General features: G+C 61.5%; 15 protein-coding genes. 7 read left to right on the forward strand and 8 right to left on the reverse strand.

The window, feature by feature from the left end; genetic code table 11:
- Positions 1 to 348 precede the first annotated feature (348 nt).
- A complete protein-coding gene (locus VHX65_00305; protein HEX3996973.1) occupies positions 349 to 993 on the forward strand; it encodes an FHA domain-containing protein in 645 nt (214 codons plus the stop codon).
- A 132-nt stretch (positions 994 to 1,125) separates the two neighbouring features.
- Here VHX65_00305 and VHX65_00310 read toward each other — a convergent pair whose 3' ends face one another.
- Entirely contained in the window at positions 1,126 to 3,105 is a 1,980-nt protein-coding gene (locus VHX65_00310) for a chloride channel protein (GenBank protein HEX3996974.1), read from the reverse strand.
- Positions 3,106 to 3,286: 181 nt separating this feature from the next.
- Here VHX65_00310 and VHX65_00315 point away from each other — a divergent pair, with 181 nt between their 5' ends.
- From VHX65_00315 to VHX65_00325, 3 genes are all read left to right on the forward strand, one after another.
- Positions 3,287 to 3,523, forward strand: coding sequence for a hypothetical protein (locus VHX65_00315; protein HEX3996975.1), 237 nt, complete (start codon positions 3,287 to 3,289; stop codon positions 3,521 to 3,523).
- A 168-nt stretch (positions 3,524 to 3,691) separates the two neighbouring features.
- A complete protein-coding gene (locus tag VHX65_00320) occupies positions 3,692 to 4,183 on the forward strand; it encodes a hypothetical protein (protein ID HEX3996976.1) in 492 nt (163 codons plus the stop codon).
- A gap of 160 nt (positions 4,184 to 4,343) precedes the next feature.
- Positions 4,344 to 5,357 (forward strand): hypothetical protein, encoded by a 1,014-nt coding sequence (locus VHX65_00325; GenBank protein HEX3996977.1) that lies wholly within the window; start codon positions 4,344 to 4,346, stop codon positions 5,355 to 5,357.
- 30 nt (positions 5,358 to 5,387) lie between these two features.
- Here VHX65_00325 and VHX65_00330 read toward each other — a convergent pair whose 3' ends face one another.
- Positions 5,388 to 5,966 carry a sigma-70 family RNA polymerase sigma factor gene (locus tag VHX65_00330; protein ID HEX3996978.1) on the reverse strand — a complete coding sequence of 193 codons (579 nt, stop codon included), beginning with the start codon at positions 5,964 to 5,966 and terminating at the stop codon, positions 5,388 to 5,390.
- 264 nt (positions 5,967 to 6,230) lie between these two features.
- Here VHX65_00330 and bcp point away from each other — a divergent pair, with 264 nt between their 5' ends.
- The 3 genes from bcp (at position 6,231) to VHX65_00345 (ending at position 8,965) form a co-directional block, all read left to right on the forward strand.
- Complete coding sequence (gene bcp / locus VHX65_00335; GenBank protein HEX3996979.1) at positions 6,231 to 6,707, forward strand: thioredoxin-dependent thiol peroxidase; 477 nt, start codon at positions 6,231 to 6,233, stop codon at positions 6,705 to 6,707.
- A 185-nt stretch (positions 6,708 to 6,892) separates the two neighbouring features.
- Entirely contained in the window at positions 6,893 to 7,246 is a 354-nt protein-coding gene (locus tag VHX65_00340) for a hypothetical protein (GenBank protein HEX3996980.1), read from the forward strand.
- A gap of 27 nt (positions 7,247 to 7,273) precedes the next feature.
- Positions 7,274 to 8,965 (forward strand): thiamine pyrophosphate-dependent enzyme, encoded by a 1,692-nt coding sequence (locus VHX65_00345; GenBank protein HEX3996981.1) that lies wholly within the window; start codon positions 7,274 to 7,276, stop codon positions 8,963 to 8,965.
- A 166-nt stretch (positions 8,966 to 9,131) separates the two neighbouring features.
- Here VHX65_00345 and VHX65_00350 read toward each other — a convergent pair whose 3' ends face one another.
- The 6 genes from VHX65_00350 to VHX65_00375 form a co-directional block, all read right to left on the reverse strand.
- Positions 9,132 to 11,417: a fused MFS/spermidine synthase gene (locus tag VHX65_00350; GenBank protein ID HEX3996982.1), complete on the reverse strand. Its 2,286-nt coding sequence runs from the start codon at positions 11,415 to 11,417 to the stop codon at positions 9,132 to 9,134.
- Between the two features lie 143 nt (positions 11,418 to 11,560).
- Positions 11,561 to 12,763: a glutamine-hydrolyzing carbamoyl-phosphate synthase small subunit gene (carA, locus tag VHX65_00355; GenBank protein HEX3996983.1), complete on the reverse strand. Its 1,203-nt coding sequence runs from the start codon at positions 12,761 to 12,763 to the stop codon at positions 11,561 to 11,563.
- A gap of 724 nt (positions 12,764 to 13,487) precedes the next feature.
- Positions 13,488 to 14,336: a serine/threonine-protein kinase gene (locus VHX65_00360; GenBank protein HEX3996984.1), complete on the reverse strand. Its 849-nt coding sequence runs from the start codon at positions 14,334 to 14,336 to the stop codon at positions 13,488 to 13,490.
- Positions 14,337 to 14,501: 165 nt separating this feature from the next.
- The gene (locus tag VHX65_00365) at positions 14,502 to 15,368 is read right to left on the reverse strand and encodes a class I SAM-dependent methyltransferase (GenBank protein HEX3996985.1); all 867 of its coding nucleotides are present in this window, start codon (positions 15,366 to 15,368) and stop codon (positions 14,502 to 14,504) included.
- Positions 15,369 to 15,439: 71 nt separating this feature from the next.
- Positions 15,440 to 16,750 carry an aminotransferase class I/II-fold pyridoxal phosphate-dependent enzyme gene (locus VHX65_00370; GenBank protein HEX3996986.1) on the reverse strand — a complete coding sequence of 437 codons (1,311 nt, stop codon included), beginning with the start codon at positions 16,748 to 16,750 and terminating at the stop codon, positions 15,440 to 15,442.
- Between the two features lie 251 nt (positions 16,751 to 17,001).
- The gene (locus VHX65_00375; protein ID HEX3996987.1) at positions 17,002 to 18,975 is read right to left on the reverse strand and encodes a peptidylprolyl isomerase; all 1,974 of its coding nucleotides are present in this window, start codon (positions 18,973 to 18,975) and stop codon (positions 17,002 to 17,004) included.
- Positions 18,976 to 19,317 lie beyond the last annotated feature (342 nt).

Here is a 19,317-nt window from a genome sequence, read left to right on the forward strand (position 1 = left end):
GCTTTACATGCGGCTCGCCGCAGCCTCGACAATTATCGCGCACTTTGCGTGCGTTTTGCGAAAAACACTGATAGAATCGTAACCGGGGGTTAATATTGCCGGACTACACTATTCATCGCACGTTCTGGCAGACGGACCGTTGTTCGCCAGGCCGGCAATTGCCGATGCATTAGAGTCGCGGCGAGTTAGAGAAAGCTTTGCGTCGCATCATGATTCTCTTCGGCGCTCGCTGCGCCGTGCGTGCTTCGTACTGACGATCGTTCGGCGGTTGATTGCCTTTCGATAGATTGCCTGGGCGCATTCGGTTTTTCCGCGCGAGGGATATGAAGTCTGGCGAAGAGGTCTTGAATGGAACTTCGATTAAAAGTGCTCGAAGGAAAACAGGCGGGTCAAGAGATTCGCATTCCGGGCCCGAAATTTCTCATCGGCCGCGGCGAAGAATGTCAGCTCCGGCCCAATAGCGATGCCGTCAGCCGGCAGCACTGCATGCTCCAGGTGGAAGACGGCCGCGCCACGATTTGCGATCTGGGCAGCCGCAACGGCACGCTAGTGAACGACGAGCGCGTCGAAGGCCGCTACGCGCTGAAATCGGGCGATCGGCTTTCGATCGGCCATTTGCGATTCGAGGTGCATCTCACCACCGATTTGAAGGGGCAGAAGCAGCCGATCGTCAAGAACGTGAAAGAAGCCGCGGCGCGAACGCGCGAAGCGGCGTCGGCGCAGGATGTCGATGTCGACGCCTGGCTTCACTCCGAGGAACCGGCGGGCTCGAGCCGCAATGCATCGTCTCGTGACACGCAACAGATAAGCCTCTCCGACACGTCGGCAGGAATCGACTCCGCCTCGGTGCTCGATCGCACGGCGAAAGACACCGCCTCGGCGAGCACGAAAACTTCCGGTTCCAAGCTTGCAAGCATGCGGCCCCCTCCGACCACCGCGGATGGCGGCGCGGCGGCGGCGGAGATTTTGCGGAAATTGGCGAAGTATCGGTGAGGTGCAAGAGCAGTTGGGAGGGCTGCCTGGCGGGGCTGGCCCAGGGAAGGCCGGCGGGGCGGTTTTCGGTGGCGAGGGCGGTGAGGGGCCTTCCCTGGGCTTGGGAGGGCAATGGTGCATGCGCAGGCGCGTTCACGCCGTTTTGCGCGGCGGATCGGTCTTCGGCGTGCCGCGGCGCCGCGAGCCGGAGCGGGCGGAATAAAACCGCTCTCGGCTTTGCTCCTCATCCACGAGCCGAGCCCGCGATTTTAGCACGTCGCTCCGCGTCGCCATCCCGAGGATCCGCGTCGGGTCGGCCGCATCGACGACCACCAGTCGGCCGATTCCGGTTTGCACCATCCGCTCGACCGCCTCGCGGCAAGTTTCTTGCGGAAAAGCCGTAATCGGCGGACTGCTCATCATGTCATACGCGATGATCGGGGCCACGCGCTTTCCCTCGCCCGAGCTCTCCGGCGACAAGCCCTCGGCCCATTCGTCGAGCAGATCGGTTTTCGTAATCACGCCAAGCAAGCTGCCGTCGGTAGCCACCACCGGATAGCCCTGGTGCTGCTTGCTCTTCGGGCCGAGGAAGAATTGCTTGACGAGCTGTTGAATCGGCATCGCCGCGGGAATGGTCACTACGTCGCCCGACATCACCTGCGCGACGCTCAACCGCTCGAGCGGATCGACGCCGTATTCCTGGCTGACATGCAGGCCGCGGCGGGCGACCTTTTCGGTGAGAATCGAGCGCTTCATCGTGAGTACCGTGAAGCCGTAAGAAAGAATCGAACCGAGCACCAGCGGCACCAGTGCTCCGGTATCGTAGGTGAATTCAAGCGCGAAAATGGCGCCGGTGAGCGGAGCACGCATCGTGCCGGAGAGCACCGCTCCCATGCCGATCAGCGCACATAGCTGGACGTCGCCCCCCGGCAAATAGTGGGCTTCGATCGCCCCAAGGATGCCGCCGACGATCAGAAACGGTGCGAACACGCCGCCGGATGTGCCCGATCCAAGCGCGATCGCCCACATCACGGCCTTGGCCACCATCAGGCCGAGCATCACGCCGAGCAGCATCTTGCCCTGCAAGATTTCGAGCACCACGTCGTAGCCGACGCCGAGCGCTCGCGGCTCGAAATAGCCGCCGATGCCGACGACCAGCCCGCCGATCGCCGGCCACCACATCCAGTGGATCGGCAATCGATGAAACGTATCTTCGGCAGCGTAGATTGCCGCCGTCAGTAGAAGCGACAGCACGCCGACGCTCAGCCCGACCACGACGGTTGAAAGCAACAGCGACCAACTCGGCACGAACGCGTGCTGCGGCAGATGCTGCATCATGGGCATCGAATCCAGCCCAAAGAAATACGGCCGCAGCATCGCCGCCAATCCGGCCGAGAGAGCCACCGGAATCAGGCTCCGCGGTTTCCATTCGAACAACATCACTTCGACGGCCAGCAACACGGCGGCCAGCGGCGTGCCGAAAGTGGCGGCCATGCCGCCGGCGGCCCCGGCCACGAGCAACGTCTTTCGCTCCGCCGAAGTCAGATGGAAAATCTGGGCGAAAATCGAACCGCAAACGCCGCCCGTCATGATGATCGGCCCTTCGGCGCCGAACGGCCCGCCCGTGCCGATGGCAATCGCCGACGAAACGGGCTTCAGCACCGCCACCTTGGGCGACATCCGGCTGCCGCCGATCAGGATCGCCTCGAGCGCTTCGGGAATGCCGTCGCCGCGAATCTTTTCCGAGCCGAACCTCGCCATCAACCCGACGATCAATCCCCCCGTCACCGGAACCAGGATTGCCCAAGCGCCCAAGTGATGGTTCGAGGGTTGCACCAAATCGCCGCCGCCGGATAGCGAGAAAAACCTGGCAACGTGGAAATCTTGGAAATAAAACACATTCGTGAAGAATCCGATCAACCGCTGCAGCACCACAGCCACGAGTCCGCAAGCGACTCCGATCGGTATCGCCAGAGCGCAAAGCCAAATCAGCCGCGAATTGGCCGTGAAATCGCCTTGGACCACCGGGGCGGCTTGCGGCTTGGGCTTTCCTGTCCTGATGCGCTCGGTTGATCGATCAGGGGCGGAGCTGGCATCGGAATCGTCGGTGGGTATGGAATCGGCTGGGCTCATGAGTGGGAATTCTCCTCGCATCGGAGATTACCGCGCAAACGGTCCCGGCGGCTAGCGGTAATCCCGCAACCACCGGGTGCAAAAACTCGTCTGGCCCCGATTGGCCGAGCGAGGGTACTCTGCCCCCTGTTCCGCGCACTGGCAAGAATCTGGCCTGCTAGCAGCTATCGAATATATCCAAATGGCGGGCGATTATCTTGATTTGTCGAGCGATCCGCCGCCGCGATCCGAACAAAACGGATCGCGAAAGCAGCGGCCCTATGTCGGCGTGACATTCGCCTGTTGCGGCGTGTATGCCCAGGTTTATCTAAACCGCCAGCAGACGGCTTACCAGGGCTATTGCCCACGCTGCTCCAAGAAGGTCGAGATCAAGATCGATCCTGCGGGAAGCGATTCGCGGTTTTTCACTGCCTATTGAGCGAATCGCTGCTTTCGCATACTATCCGCCCCGAAAATGCGCCGCCGCCCCGCGCAATCTGCCCCAAGCCCAGGGAAGGCGGCGCCAAGCGTCTCCGTTGGTGTTGGCCCAACGCCGCCTTCCCTGGGCTTTGTGCCGCCGCCAACCCTACCCACGCCGCCAAACCGCATGGATTACGACCTCCAACGTTCGACGCGTAAATGCGCGAAGTCGGGCCGCGATTTGGCCTCCGGCGAGGCTTTCTATTCCGTGCTGCTATCCGACGGCCCAAAAATCGTCCGGCACGATTATTCCGCCGAAGCCTGGTCGGGACCACCGGAGAAATCGCTCGGATGGTGGAAATCGCAAACGCCGCCAGCCGAATCGCGAACCAAGAAACCGCAATGGGCGCCAAATGATGTCATGCTCCAGTTGTTCGACGAACTGGCCGAGCAACCCGATCGGGCCGACATGCGCTATGTGCTGGCGCTGTTGCTGTTGCGGCGGCGCGTGCTGCGTTTGGAAGAGACCGACGGCCGCGATTCGCAGCGAGAAACGCTGCTGGTTTATTGTCCGCGGCGACAAGCGGAATACCAGGTGCCGGTGGCCATGCCGGATAAATCGCGGGCCGAGGAGATTCAGCAGGATTTGGCCCGGCTGCTGTTGAGCGAAGCGGCGTGAAATGAGGCTACAGGCCGAAGGCTGTAGGCTACAGGTACGAAGCGAACGAGTGAGGCGGGGTCTTGCGAGTGGCTTTGCGGCCGGTGCATTTTTCGAAGGGAACTCGGTGACGCGATTTTCTCCGCCAGCCTCGGGTCTGCGGCCTCCGGCTTTGCTCTGCATGCTGGTCTTGCTCATGACTGCCAGCGGTGCGACGTGCCCAAGCTGGCGGCATGGCGACGAGGTTTTGCCGACCGCGTTGCCCCCGACGCCGACGCTCCTGCAGATCACCGATTACGTGAACAGCAACTCGGCACTGGTGCGTTCCGACTATTCCGCGGGGCGGCTTGCCGTGCCCGGCGCCCCGTCGATCCCGGTGACCTTGGCCCTTGAAGGGCCGTTGCGGTTCCGCTTGAAAGCCAGCACGGCGATCACGGGATCGGAAGTCGACATCGGCAGCAACGACGAATTGTTTTGGTTTTGGGCGAAGCGGCAGCAACCGCCGGCGCTTTATTTCTGCCGGCACGATCAGTTTTTCGCGAGTTCGGCCCGCTCGATTTTGCCCGTCGAGCCGGAGTGGATCGTTGAAGCGATCGGTTTGCCGCGGATCGATCCGTCGGAGCAGCCGCGCGGACCATTGCCGGTCGGAGCCAATCGGTTGGAAATCCGTTCGGTGCGCCGCGGTCCGGCGGGAGATCTGACGAAGACGACCGTGGTCGATGCGCGCACCGGCGTCGTTTTGGAGCAACATCTCTACGACGCCCGAGGGACGCGAATCGCCTCATCCTTCACGAGCCAACACCATCGTGATCCGATCAGCGGGGCGGTCTTGCCGCGAGAAATCGAAATTCAGTGCCCCACCACGCAGCTCGATCTCCATCTCAGCCTCGATGAAATGCAAGTCAACGTGCTCGGCCCGCAGAGCGCTGGACTGTGGATGAAGCCAGTGTATCCGGGCTACCCGGAAGTGAATTTGGCCCAGGGCGCTCCGCCGCTCGTGGGGCCAACGCAGTTTGCGCCGAGCAGCACAATTCCGCCGCCGAATTACGCGCCGGCGCCGGCCGCAGCGCCGGGGCCTGTTTATGGTCCGGCGGCAAATTACGCCCCGCAGCCTAGCTACGGCGCTGCAGCGCAAAGCTATGTTGCGCCGCCGCAGACCAATCCGCCGCCGGTCGGGTATCGCTCCTATCCTTAGTCGAACGGACGAACGAGCCGAATTGGCGATTTAGCCGAGGGCTGGATCCGCGCCGACGCGGCGCATCTTTTGCCGCGCGCGAGACAGCGTCGGGCCGACGCTGTTTTCAGGAATGCCTACCAGCGAGCTGATTTCCTGGTAGCTCTTTCCTTCGAGATGATACATGCGCACGACTTCGGCTTCCGAGCCGTCGAGTTCATCGAGCATGCGCTGCACTTCGTCGCGGTTTTGCAGCCGCTCGGCCACACCGCCGCCGACGCCATCCAAATGCGGCGGCTCCGGAGCGTCACTCAGTCGGGCTGGAGACTTTTTTTTTAAGAGCTGATGCACCACGACGCGCCGCGTCACGACCGTGAGATAGGTGGCCAGGCTGCTTTCGCCGCGAAAGTGGCGCAACACGGCGAAATCGTCTTTCACCAGCGTGAGGATCACGTCGCCCGCCAGATCTTCGCGGTCTTCGGTGGAAAGGCGAATCGACCGCGCTTGCGCCGAATGGTTGATCACATGGATCACGAGGCCCATGAACCGATCGACGAACTCTTCCCAGGCTTTGGGTTTGCGCGCCAAGCAGCGCGCCAAAAGATTGCGGTCGATCTCAGAAAGTGCCACGGCGAATTTCCCAATTGCCAGACGACAGCCGGCCCCGGCGACGCGAGTCTCCCCGTAGCATCCTGGCAACGAAGGCGGATAGCGCAATGGCCCGCAGCACGCTAGCGCCCCTACAGAGTGGACACGACATTTTACGCCTCCCCGGTCGCCGAAGCAAGCCGCCGTTTCGCAAGATGACAGACGCGGTGGTGGGTGGTACCATTCGCACTCTACGACGACTTTTCCATCAAAAGCGATTTCCCGATACAAGACGCGAGGCAACCGATGGGCGAATGGATCGAAGAAGGGGAAAAGGCCCCCGACTTTACGCTTGAAGACGATCGCGGCACGAAAGTAAAACTTTCCGCCTGCCGCGGCAGGCCCGTCGTGCTCTATTTTTATCCCAAGGACGACACGCCCGGGTGCACGCGCGAGGCATGTGCCTTCCGCGATCGCAGCGCCGAAATCGCGGCTGCGGGCGTCAGAATTTTCGGCATCAGCCCCGACACGGTTGAAAGCCACGGCAAATTCCGCGACAAATTCACGCTGAATTTTCCGCTGCTGGCCGACGTCGGCCACAAAGTTGCCGAGCGGTTTGGCGCGTGGCGCGAAAAGAACATGTACGGCAAGAAAACCATGGGCATCCAGCGATCGACGTATTTGATCGACCGCGATGGCCGGGTGGCGAAAGCCTGGAAAAGCGTGCAGGTCGACGGCCACGACGCCAAGGTTCTCGAAGCAATCGCCGCTCTCCCCACCTAACCGCACGCCGCGCTCCAAGCCCTGGGAAGGCCGTCTACAATCCTTCCCCTGAAATCCGCACGGCCGGCCTTCCCTGGGCCTGCCACCGCCAAACCGGCCCCGCCTTCCAATCGATCTTGCTTCTTCCCCCCGCGCCGATATGGTTAAAGAGGACGAACCTCCCTTCCGCCGCCAGCGATGACCTTATGCCCAGAATCGACGCCAACCGCTTTGATCGCGCCGGTCGAAATGGAGACAGTCCGCCGGACGACGACAGTCCGCCGCAAGGCGATGGTTCACAGCAAAGTCAGCCTCCGCATAATGTTCCGGAGCAATATGATCCGCAGCAGGATGCGGCGACGAAGCGAAAGATCGTGTTTTGGATTGCGCTCGGAATCGTCGCTTGGGGAGTGGTGTTGGCGCTCGGCGATTTTATGGTCAATCGCGATCAGCGCCGCACGCTGATCATCTTGGCCAGCGTGGTCGTGTTTGTCGGTTTTTGGTTTACGATGTTGCGCAGCCGCCGGTCGTTTGACAGGCCCAGGCGTCGTCGCGATTAGAAGGCATCTTGTCAGGATCGAATTCGCATGTCGCAATCGAATCTCGGCACGCTCGATCGCGCCGCTCCGCCGGCGGAAACCGCCTCGACCGCCGGTTTGTCGATCGGCGACTATTTGATTCGCCGGCTGCAAGAATACGGCATCCACGACGTGTTTGGCATTCCGGGCGACTATATCCTGAGCTTCTACAACATGCTCGATTCCAGCCCGATCCACGTCGTCGGCTGCACGCGCGAGGATTGCGCGGGCTTTGCCGCCGATGCCTATGCCCGGGTGCGCGGGATGGGGGCGGTGTGCGTGACGTATTGCGTCGGCGGACTGAGTTTGTGCAATTCGATAGCCGGGGCGTATGCCGAGAAATCGGCGGTCGTGGTGATTGCCGGTTCGCCGGGAATGAACGAACGGATCAACAATCCGCTGTTGCACCACAAGGTGCGCGATTTTCGCACGCAAGCCGAGGTGTTCGAAAAAATCTGCGCTGCAGGCACCGAACTGACCGACCCGGCGATCGCTTTCCGCGAGATCGACCGCGTGCTCGACGCCGCCGCGCGAACCAAGCGGCCGGTGTATATCGAATTGCCGCGCGACATGGTCCACGTCGTGCCGGAGAATCCGCATTCGCTCCGCTCGACCGAGGCGGCGGCAAGCGATCCGGCGGCATTGGCCGAGGCGGTGGCCGAAGCGGTCGCTTGGATCAACAGCAGCCGGAAGGCCGTGATCGTTGCCGGGGTCGAGATTCATCGGTTTGGTTTGCAAGATGAAGTGGTGGCGCTGGCCGAGAACTCGCAAATCGCCATCGCCGCGACGATCATGGGCAAGAGCGTCGTGAGCGAATTGCATCCGCTCTACGTGGGGCTTTATGAAGGAGCGATGGGGCGCGACGAGGTGACGCAATTCGTCGAACAGAGCGATTGTGTCATTCTGCTCGGCACGTTCATGACCGACTTGAACCTGGGCGTGTTTACGGCCCATCTCGATCCGCGATCCTGCATCTATGCCACGAGCGAACAGCTTCGCATTCGGCACCATCATTTCCAGGGCGTGCAGCTGGCCGACTTCATCCGGGCCTTGGCAGCGGCGAAACCGGCGCCGCCCGCGCGCAAGCTCCCCCCGCCGCAGCGGCAAGAGCCCTTCCACCTCGAGCCCGACGCGCCGATCACCGTCACGCGGCTCATGGCGCGGCTCAACGAATCGCTCGACGACGAAACGGCAGTGATTGCCGACGTCGGCGATTCGCTATTTGCCGCGACGGAGCTGATCGTCCACTCGAAGACGCTATTCATCTCGCCGGCGTATTACACTTCGATGGGCTTTGCCGTGCCGGCGGCGCTCGGAGTGCAAGTCGGCCGGCCCGACTTGCGATCGGTCGTGCTCGTGGGCGACGGGGCATTTCAGATGACGGCGATGGAACTTTCGACGATCGTGCGAAACGGTTTTCCGACGATCGTGATCGTGCTCGACAACAAAGGCTACGGCACCGAGCGGTTTCTGCATCCCGGAAAATTCAACGACATCAACCCCTGGCAGTATCAGAAACTGCCGGAAATTCTCAACGGCGGCACCGGCTATGAAGTCCGCACCGAAGGGGAATTCGACGATGCCCTGCGCAAAGCCTGGGCCGACACGAGCGCCATGAGCCTGATCCGAGTGCACATCGGTCTGACCGACCGCAGCCAGGCCCTCAGCCGATTGGCCGACAAGCTAAGCCACCGGATTTGAGCGACCGACGAACCACAAAGCGATTCTTCTGCTTCGTATTTGCGTCATCCGCATCATTCGTGGTTCACACTGCTTCGTATCCGTGTTCATCCGTCTGATCCGTGGTTCCCCGGCTTCATATTCGCGTCGTTCGTGGTTCCCAGCTTCGTAATCCGTGGTTTCTCTTTCACTTCCGCAGCAGCAGTTGAAACAGATTGCTGTAGTGGTCGGTCCACACGACTGCGTGAATCGGCGCGGCGTCGCCGGGCGGCAATTCGGGCGGGGTGGCATTTAGGAACGCCCGGTTGTTCGTCAGCAGCATGTAGTCGGTGTGGTAGATCAAGTTATCATCGTCGTCGACGGTTTTGATCCGGGTCGTGCCGAGATGGTAGAAATCGGCGGCGGCTTGCACGACCGGGGCCAAATCGACGTAGCGATTGGTGATGTGCACCGCGATGATGCCGCCATCGGCCATGTGCCGCTGGTAGATCGCGAACGCTTCGCGCGTCAGCAAGTGGGCGGGCGGGGCATCGCCCGAAAATGCGTCGAGCACCAACACGTCGAATTTTTGGGGCGGTGCGCGGTCGAGCGACAGCCGGGCATCGCCCAACACGACGTCGGCCTGGCCGCCGCAATCTTTCAAGAATGTAAAATACGTGCGGGCGATTTTTTCCACTTCCGGATTGATTTCGTAGAACGTGATCCGCTGGCCCGGCTGCCGGGCGTAAGCGGCGAGCGTGCCCGCACCCAAGCCGACGACGCCGACTCGCAGGTCGGGCTTCGACTGAAAGAAGCGGATCGCCCGGCCCGCCCCGGTGTTTTCGGCATAATAGGTCGTCAATCGCTGCCGCTGCACCAGATCGGGGCTCAAAAATTGCCGGCCGTGGCGGATATGGCCGTTTCGCAATTCGATATAGGGGGCCGTGGCTTTGTCGCCTTTGAACTTGCGAACGCTTACCAGTCCATAAAAATTTCGGGCTCGGTAGATCGTGTTCGCTGCCGGAAGCGAGTCTTTCGTTTGCCATACCGCGACGAAGCACAACCCGGCCGCGAGCAGCGATGCCGCAATCATCCGCCCGATGCCAAAGGGCGCCCGCGCGGCGGAAGAACTGCGAATCGAATAACGGCGCCGACTGCTGGCGATGAACCATACCACCAGCGCCACGCCATAGGACGCCACGAGCCCGAAGTTCCATTCCAAAAAGCTCTTGAATATCCGCGGCGCAATCAGGCTGACGAAAATGCCGCCGATCGCTCCGCCGGCGGCGATCATCAGGTAGAACTCGGTGAGATGCCGCGGCGCCGGTCGTAGTCGGACCAGTTCTCCATGGCACACCATGCAGATAGCCAGCAGGGCGCCGAAATAAAGCGCCAAGTCGCCGGCGAACGTCGTCGATAAATCGAAATTCAAATTGCCGAAGAACCCGAGCGGCAAATCGAATTGCGCTCCGCCCGACGCAAGAAACACGAGGGCCAACGCAGCGACCGACCAGCTTCGGCGGCGGTACCATCGCTCATGGTCGAAACAAATAATGAACGACACCAGATAGAGCGCCAGCGGCACAATCCACAGAAACGGCACCACCGCCACATCCTGACAAACGTGGTTCGTCGTGGCCAACAGCATCAGCGAGCCACACGCGGGAAGAGCCAGCCACAAGAAGCGCAGCCGCAGCCAGGCGAGCCAACCACCGGCCTCCGGTTGAAAGGACGCGCTGGTCGAGCCGGCCTGCAATTCGACGCCAGCCGCCTCACCGTTTGTCGCTGCGATTGTCTCCGCCGTTTTGTGATGTTCGCTGCCGCGATGGCGGGCGATCCAAAACGCCGCCGAGCCGCACAACACGATAAACAAGCCAAATCCGCCGGACCAATACCAGGCTTGCTCGGGCACGGTGAACGCCGGTTCGAACAGAAACGGATACGTCACCAATGCCGCCAGCGAACCGACGTTCGACAACGAATACAGCCGATACGGCGAGCGGCCGGGATACGCACGACTGAACCACGCTTGTCCTAATGGGCCCGTGGCGGAGAGCACGAAATAGGGTAGCCCGACGGTGCAGGTCAGCAGACCGAGAATGCGCCACGTCGGATCGCCGGCGGAATCGGGCTTCCAACTTTCCCGCGGCACGACCGGCAGCATGGCGATCGCCGCGATGAGCAGCAGGCCGTGCAAAATCGCCTGGCGTCGACAGGTCAAAAGACGGTTGAGCAGATGGGCATATGCGTAGCCGAAGAAAAGCAGCGATTGGAAGAACAATAAGCAGGTGGTCCAAACCGCCGGGCTTCCGCCGAACCAAGGCAAAATGAATTTGCTAATCAACGGCTCGACTTGAAACAGCAGAAACGCGCTGACGAGAATCATCAGCGCCAAATTCCAAAAAATCCAGGCCGGAGTCGAACGGGCCGCTCGAACCGCGGCAATCGGAGCGAGCGGCGCGGCGGAAGGGTTCGGCGGCGAAGAGGTTGTCATGGCGCGCGATTCTCGAGGAATCGAGTGTGGGTCAGGGGTGCCCATACCCACGGCCTTGCGTGGGCACGCTTTTTATTCGCGCGCTGCGAATCATGCCCGCGCAGAGCCGCGGGCACGCCACCCCGCGATGCCCGGTCCCCCCACTATACGCCGATGCCGAGCAATTCGCGAAATTTTTGAAAAAGATAGCTGCTGTCGTGCGGCCCGGCCGAGGCTTCCGGATGGTATTGCACGCTGAATGCCGGCAGCCCGCGATGCCGCACGCCTTCGATCGTGTGATCGTTCAAGTTGCGATGGGTCACTTCCAACTCAGGCGGCAGATCTTCTTCGGCGACCGCAAATCCGTGGTTTTGCGAGGTGATTTCAACCCGGCCGGTTGCGATGTTCATCACCGGTTGATTGGCCCCCCGATGGCCAAACTTTAGCTTAAATGTTTTTGCCCCGCAGGCCAGCGAAAGCAATTGATGCCCAAGGCAAATCCCGAACACGGGCGTGCGGCCCAAGATTCCGCGGATGGCGTCGACGGCATACGTAAGCGGTTCGGGATCACCCGGACCATTGGAAAGAAACACGCCGTCGGGCTGGCGAGCCAAAATCTCATCCGCGGTCGCCGTGCCCGGCAAAATCGTCACTCGCCAACCCATCTCGGCCAAATGCCGGGCGATGTTCCACTTCAGGCCATAGTCGAGCGCGACGATGTGCGGAGCCGACGGCTGCTGTGTTTGTGATTGCAGTTCCGCAGATTGCGACGGTGCCGAGTTTACCGGATCTCCGGCCGCACCGAGGATTCCACCGCGGCGATCGCCGATCGGCCGCGACCAAGGGCTCAACTGCTGCTGCCAATCTCGCGGCTGGCTGGGGATCACTTCGCGCACCAAATCTCGACCCACGAGGCCAGGGCTCGCCTTTGCCTTGGCGATCAACCGCTCGTCGTCGAGATCGGCGGAGGAAAGCAAGCCACGCATCGCGCCGCGATTGCGGATGTGCCGCACCAAGGCACGTGTGTCGATCCCCGCAAGGCCCACGACGCCCCAATGGGCCAGATATTCGTCGAGTTCGCCGGTCGAACGGAAATTGCTGGCGCGCCGCGTCCATTGCCGCACGACAAAGCCGGCCAGATGGGGCCGCCCGCTCTCGACATCCTCGGCGTTGATGCCGTAGTTGCCGATTTCCGGATACGTCATCGTGACGATCTGGCCGCGGTAGCTTGGATCGGTGAGGATTTCCTGATAGCCGGTCATTGAGGTGTTGAAGCAAACTTCGCCGTCGACTTCTCCGGCGGCGCCGAATGCAGTGCCGGTCCAGACCGTTCCGTCTTCAAGGGCAAGCTTTGCTGGTTGGGTCATGTGGTTCCGTTCCGTAGGTCAGGCTTTCCAGCCTAACGGTTTTTGCGTGGATTTGGTCGAGTGTGCCACCGGCAAGCGCGGTTTGCCAGTGAGCGTGCCAACTTTTTTTTCCATCGTGTTCGCCGCCGCCACGCGTGCGAATATTCGCGTTGCGCCGCGCCGTCGGATCGCGTCTAAAGTCGTGGCACCATTTGTCCCGATACGCTTTCTACGGCTGTGGGTCTCCGGGCAAACCAACTCGCAAGAGGGACGTTGTTCGGACAGCCAACTGAGAGGGTTCTTGTCCCGGCGAGCAAGAACCCTCTATTTTTTTGCGCCCACGTCCGCGCCGCCGCAATTATAGCCAGCAGCACCGGCTGCGATAAGCGCCCGCGACGGATACGAAGCAGGGGAACCACGGATTACGCGAAAGACGCGAATAGGGGGCAAGGGGAACCACGGATCACACGGATCGCCAGGGATACGCAGCAGAGAGTCGGTGATCGAAGTTTCGAGCCGGGCCATAGGCCGGGGCGCGTGGCCATATGAGCCGGCCGTGCAGACGGCAAACGCGGCTCGCGCGCGCCTCTCCCCTTGCGGGAGAGGGGCCGGGGGTGAGGGGTCGTGCGTTTCAAAAACCACGGTCCACGCCGTGCAACGCGGATACGATGCAGGGAAACCACGAAATACGCGAATGACGCGAACACGACGGACGGAAGGTGCCGCGCAACATCCCGTGCCCATGTCACCCCGTTGGCGTTTTGGAGCCAATTGGGGCGGCGTGTCCTGGGGCGATCGCCCCAGGCTGTCTTATTATGCCCGCTTCGCGGGCGATCCAGGCCATGCCCGCGAAGCGGGCGCAATCGGTTAGCCTGGGGCAACGCCCCAGGTTTGCCGGCCTATTTGAATTCCCCGGCGTCGTATTTTTTCCAGAATTCGCCGGGGACGAGGATGGCCCTGCTGTTACGGGCCGCCCGGTGCCTTCCGAATCGAGCAAAAGGTTGGAGGGATTGATGTCGCGATGCACCACGCCGTGTTTGTGGGCGTAGTCCAGTCCGCGAGCCGCTTGCAGGATATAGTCGAGGGCCCTGTCGATTAGGACCGGACCGCTTTTCTTTACAAGCGCCGCAAGATCGCTGCCCTCGACAAATTGCATGACGAGGAAGTGAAGGCCGTTGGCCTCGTCGGCATCGTAGGCGGCAACGACGTTCGGATGTTCGAGTTTGGCGGCCGCCTTAGCTTCGCGTTGAAAGCGCGCCACTGCTGCCGCATCCGTCGTTATGGTGGCAGGCAACATCTTGATGGCGACGACGCGCTCCATCCGGCGATGCTGGGCTTTGAACACCTGCCCCATGCCGCCCGCGCCGATTTTGTCGAGGATCGTGTAGTTGCCCAGAATCAGCGACTTTGCTCGGCCCAAAAGGATTTCCTGGGCTTGGAACCTGGTGAGATACCGGCTTTGGACAAGCTGCCGTGCGAGTTCCTGCGCGTCTTTGGGCTGGGCCTCGGGCGGGACGAAATTTTCCAACTTGCCCGGCGCGACGACGCCCGAGTCGGCGATCTGCTTGACGAATTGTTCGAGGGGCGCCGGCATATCCATTCCCCGCGTGCGGGCCAGGTGAGACCCATCATAACACGCCCGCGCGAGGCGGGGAATTGTCGGGGCGACGGGCGAGGGGCGACGGGGCGAGGGGCGACGGGGCGAGGGGCGAGTGAAGCCAGGGCGAACGCGATCCTGGTTGACGCTTGCGCTCGCGTGTTAAGCCGTTGCAGATAGGGCCCGGGCGGCGGGGTCGAAATAGTCGGGGGCGAGCGAATCCGGTTTTTCGCGGATGTCGATCTGGCCCGGCTTTCGCCGCAAGATGGCCATCAGGCTTACACCGTGGCGATAGGCTGAGCGGCCGGTTGCAATCGCCCGGCACATTGCCCGGGCCTCGCCGGCAAAGATATTTTCGAGCATCCGATTGACCGGCGCGATCGGAATTGCGAAATCGGTTCCCGACTTGCCGGCGACTCGATCCGGCCCTCGCCAACGGTTCATTGCCCGAACGCCGCGAATCAACGGATAGAGTCGGCTGTTGAAATGCGAGAGCAGAATCGGCTCGATCGGCAAACCTTCCCAAACTTTGGCCAACCGTCGAGCGTCGTAGCGGCGATAGTGGCCGAAGCTTTCGTCGTGGCCGGTCCATAGCCGCAGATCGGCGGGCACGGTGATCAGGAAAAACGCTCCCGGCGGCAATGCCGCGGCCACGCTCGAAAACAGCGAGAAGTCGTCGCCCACGTGCTCGAGCACGTCCATCATCAGCAGCACTCCGGCGTCGTCGATGAGGTGGCCCAAATCGTCGGGAGCCCGGCCTTGGATGAAATGTGTGTTGGGAAACCGCTGCCGCGCAAGGCGGATTGCATCGGCGGACGTGTCGATGCCAACGCAGCGATAATCCTCCGCGAGCGCCGCCAGATTGGCTCCCGTGCCGCAGCCGACATCAATGACCGTGGCCGGCGAAGCGGACAGCGGAGATGGCGGGATGAGTTTGCCGACCAGCGCCTGCAGAATCCGCCGCCGGGCGACGAACCACCAATGTCGCTGTTCGATTTCGGCGTGGAGTTGGAATTGAGCGGAGAGCATCGGGGGAAGGCTGAGAATGAGGGTGAGGGGATAGGGTGAGGGACGCGCGAAGCCGCTCCTACAACCCTACCTTATGAATGGACGCCGGCCGGCGGTCCGGCCGCGTCGTCCCTGGCCCCTGACCCCTGATCCCTGGCCCCTTGCCCCAGGCAGCGGGCGATTTGCCGCACGGCTTGCCGCAAGCGGTTTTCGTTTTCAATCAGGGCCATTCGCAAAAAGCCCTCGCCGGCCGGGCCGAAGCCGCTGCCGGGGCTCACCGCCACGCTCCCCTCCTCCAACAGCTTGGTCGCGAATTCAAGCGAATTCAGCTTTCCATACCAAGGAGCCGGAATCTTGACCCACAAAAACATGCTCGCCCGCGGCGGATTCACCTCCCAGCCGATCCGCCGCAATCCGTCGACCAGCACGTCGCGACGGCGCTGATATTCGGCCGATTGAGCCTCGACATCGGCATCGCCGTGCCGCAGGGCCAGAATCGCGGCAATCTGAATCGGCCGGAACATGCCGTAGTCGTAGTAAGCCTTGATCGTGCTCAGGGCGCGGATCATCTCGGCATTCCCAGCGCAAAACCCGACGCGCCAGCCGGCCATGTTATAGCCCTTGCTCATCGTCGTGAATTCGACTGCCAGCCTTTTAGCTCCCGGAGTGGCCAAGATGCTCGGTACCTGATAACCGTCGTACGTCACGTCGGCATAGGCCAAATCGCTGATGACCATGAATCCATAGCGGCGGGCGAGCTTTACCACCTCGACGTAGAACTCCGGATCCACCGTGACGGTCGAAGGATTATGCGGATAGTTCAGGATCACGATCTTCGGGCGGGGATGCAGATGCTGACAAGTGTAGGCGATGTTCGAAAGCAGCTTTTCGTTGTCGGCCACTTCGAGCGAAATCGCACCGGCCGATGCTAAGGCGACGGCATACATATGGGCCGGATAGGCCGGCGCGGGAACGATCGCCATATCGCCCGGCCCCAACAGCGCGAGGCACATGTGGCTAAAGCCCTCTTTCGAGCCGAGCGTAGCGATCACTTCGCTTTCGGGATCGAGCCGCACGCCGTATTTCTTGAGATACTTTGCCGCCGCTTCGCGACGCAAGTTGGTGATCCCCAGCGCCGGGCTGTAGCCATGATTCTTGGGGTCGCGGGCGGCTTCGCAGAGCTTTTCAATCACGGTTTGCGAGGGCGGATCGGTCGGATTGCCCATGCTCATGTCGATCACGTCGTCGCCGGCCCGCCGTTTTTCGTAGGTGAGCTTATTGATGCGCGCGAACAGATAGCCGGGGAGCCGCTTGATGCGTTCGGCGACTTCGATTTGAAACGGCTTTCCGTCGTCGGCCGGTTCGTCGGTGCAAAACTGATCGTTCATGGCAATCGGCCGCATGGGGGCGAAATGGCGGGATTCTTCGATGCACGCTTCCATTAAACATACTCGGCCGGCCGAAGCAAGGAAACGGCAAGCAGGGTAGTGGTACGGTTTGCCGTAGGTCAGCCTTTCTAGGCTGACGAAAGGCGAGGAATGTCGGGCTGGAAAGCCTGACCTACCTGAAAACGTACGACCATCCCGCAACGCCGTGGCGAGCGATCAGCCTTGGATGCCTTGAAAGAGCCCCGAACTCTTCCCCGCGCGGCGAACTACTTCGCTGGAGCGATCGGCTGGTTGGCAGAGGCGGGCAAGACGTGGTCGTAGACGCCCGCCGGAGATGATTGCCCATCCGGCCCGGCGGTGCCGTTGCCCGCGGGGACTCGTTTGGGCGATTGCGTGGTTTGGGCCAGATAATTGTCGATCTGGGCGGCGTCCTTAAGATGGTTGAACGCCTCGGCCATGGCGATCCGTTCTTTCTTTTCGTGGATGTCGTCGTACAGTTCGCGATGGATCGTTGGATCGGAGATGCTCACTTTTTCCACGGGCGTATAGCCTTCGCAGTAGAGAATCACGTAGCTATCGCCGACCTGGACGATGCCCGACATTTGGCCGGCTTGTAGCGAGAAGGCCTGGTCTTCGAGGGCTTTGACGCCGCCCCATTTCTGAATCGGCGGCACGCGGCCGCCCACCGCACGGCTCGGATCGATCGAGTATTGCTCGGCGAGCTGGCCGAAGTGCTCGCTCCCACGGTCGGGATGTCGGTTCAATTCCTGCTGCGCGATCGAAAACACCTCTTGGGCCTTGCGCAGGTTGGCGAGCACGATGACGCGGCAGCGCACTCGCGGACCGTAATTCGCATCGAAGCCGCGGTGCATGTCTTCGTCGGTCACCCTGATATCGCCGCAGAGTCTTTTCAGTGCGACCGATGGCCAGACGGCATCGCGGACGTAAAGATCGTAGCCGATGTGCTGTTCCTTGGTGACCAGATCAATCCAAGCTTTGACGTCGGCTTTGCCGCTGGCGGTGGTTTTGCCCATCGCAATCGCCGCGCGAGCGATTTCGGCATCGATGTCGCCTTGGGTGATGACGATGTTTTTGGTTTTCAGGGCTTGTTCCAGCAAATGGCGGTTGATCGTCCCTTCGAGCACTTCGATGCCGTGGCGCTTGATACACTCTTCTTCAAGCTCGCGGATCGTGAGTTGGCGATTGTTGATGATCGCCGCGATGCCCGGCATTTCGCGGCTTTTTTCCGGGTCGCCGTAGATCTTTTGCACGACGGCCTGCTGCTGCAAAGCTTTGAAGGTGTCGGCCCCGACTTTGCGGAGCTTGCTGTCGCGCACCAGTTCGGCCAAGCGATCCTTTTCCAGACTGATGTCGGCCTGGACGGCCGGCATGCGTCCTTCGCATTTGAAGATCAGATATTGGCTTCCGACTTTCACGATCGGCGAAATCTCCCCTTCGCGCAAGCCGAACACGGTTTGCTCCACTTGCGGATCGCCGACATGATGATGGATCGGCTGGATCATTCCATCGGCGCTGCCGCTGGGGTCGATCGATTTGCGCCGTGCCAGGGCGCCGAATCCTGCCGGATTGGCCTTCGCCATGGCGAGGATTTTGACGGCGTCTTCTTCGGTGGTCGCCACGATCAACCGCGTTTTCACCGCTTCGCCGAATTTCATTTCGAAGGCATTTTCGATTTCCTGCGGCGTGGGCTGGATCTGGTCGGCCGCGATCTTCTTCAACGCCAACATCGGCCAGACGATGTCGTCGGCATATTGCTCGGGCGAAATGTGCCGCTCGTCGGCGATCATCTTCAGCCATTGATCGGTCGAGATGCCGAATTTCTTTGCCAGCCGATCGATCTCGTGGTTGACTTCCTTGCGAGTGACGATGATTTGCCGCTGCCGGCAATACTCGTCGATCAGATATTTGTTGAGCATCGCGTCCAAGACTTCGCTGCCGTAGTGGGCGAGGCATTCTTGGGCGAGTTCTTGCCGTCCGATCGTGTCGCGATTCACCTGCGCGACGATCTCCAAAAGCTGCCGCGGCGGAGCGGCGGGCTTGGCGCTCGATGGCGCGGTCGAATCGGCAGCCGGCGTCTTGGCGGCGGCCGGCGCGGTTCCACGCAGCGACCGCACCAGCAGGCAAACGGCCACCACCGTCGCCGCTCCCACGGCCACGCCCAGCCGGCGTTTCCAGCGGCCCCAGCGCGAAATCTCTTTTGCAGCATCCATGCTCGACATCGCGGTTTCTCCGTAAACCGATCGCAATTATTGGACACACAGCCCTGGGCAGCAGGCACACTCCGTATGCCGTAGCCGATATAGCACCTTCGCATAGTGCGCCGGCGCTGAATCGCGAACGGCACGTGGAGCGTGCCTGCTGCTCTTGCAGCGCATCATAGCAACACGGGGCGGGAACTATAGGTGGCGCTATCCGGCCGGTCAAGAGGAGATAGGAAAGCGGCGCGGCTTCGCGGCGGCCCGTCGGGATTCAATTACATCTTTTAAATCATTGCCGCCGGCGCATCGTCGAATTATCATCAAAAGCTTGGAGCGACCGGCGATCTTTCGCCGTCTTTCGGC

Source organism: Pirellulales bacterium, from assembly GCA_036267355.1.
Classification (GTDB): domain Bacteria; phylum Planctomycetota; class Planctomycetia; order Pirellulales; family DATAWG01; genus DATAWG01.

What these genes read in the sequence shown, in the direction of transcription:
- VHX65_00305 (HEX3996973.1), top strand. Translation starts at nt 349, where the DNA reads ATGGAACTTCGATTAAAAGTGCTCGAAGGAAAACAGGCGGGTCAAGAG.
- VHX65_00310 (HEX3996974.1), bottom strand. Translation starts at nt 3,105, where the DNA reads ATGAGCCCAGCCGATTCCATACCCACCGACGATTCCGATGCCAGCTCC.
- VHX65_00315 (HEX3996975.1), top strand. Translation starts at nt 3,287, where the DNA reads ATGGCGGGCGATTATCTTGATTTGTCGAGCGATCCGCCGCCGCGATCC.
- VHX65_00320 (HEX3996976.1), top strand. Translation starts at nt 3,692, where the DNA reads ATGGATTACGACCTCCAACGTTCGACGCGTAAATGCGCGAAGTCGGGC.
- VHX65_00325 (HEX3996977.1), top strand. Translation starts at nt 4,344, where the DNA reads ATGCTGGTCTTGCTCATGACTGCCAGCGGTGCGACGTGCCCAAGCTGG.
- bcp (HEX3996979.1), top strand. Translation starts at nt 6,231, where the DNA reads ATGGGCGAATGGATCGAAGAAGGGGAAAAGGCCCCCGACTTTACGCTT.
- VHX65_00340 (HEX3996980.1), top strand. Translation starts at nt 6,893, where the DNA reads ATGCCCAGAATCGACGCCAACCGCTTTGATCGCGCCGGTCGAAATGGA.
- VHX65_00345 (HEX3996981.1), top strand. Translation starts at nt 7,274, where the DNA reads ATGTCGCAATCGAATCTCGGCACGCTCGATCGCGCCGCTCCGCCGGCG.
- VHX65_00350 (HEX3996982.1), bottom strand. Translation starts at nt 11,417, where the DNA reads ATGACAACCTCTTCGCCGCCGAACCCTTCCGCCGCGCCGCTCGCTCCG.
- carA (HEX3996983.1), bottom strand. Translation starts at nt 12,763, where the DNA reads ATGACCCAACCAGCAAAGCTTGCCCTTGAAGACGGAACGGTCTGGACC.
- VHX65_00360 (HEX3996984.1), bottom strand. Translation starts at nt 14,336, where the DNA reads ATGCCGGCGCCCCTCGAACAATTCGTCAAGCAGATCGCCGACTCGGGC.
- VHX65_00365 (HEX3996985.1), bottom strand. Translation starts at nt 15,368, where the DNA reads ATGCTCTCCGCTCAATTCCAACTCCACGCCGAAATCGAACAGCGACAT.
- VHX65_00370 (HEX3996986.1), bottom strand. Translation starts at nt 16,750, where the DNA reads ATGCGGCCGATTGCCATGAACGATCAGTTTTGCACCGACGAACCGGCC.
- VHX65_00375 (HEX3996987.1), bottom strand. Translation starts at nt 18,975, where the DNA reads ATGTCGAGCATGGATGCTGCAAAAGAGATTTCGCGCTGGGGCCGCTGG.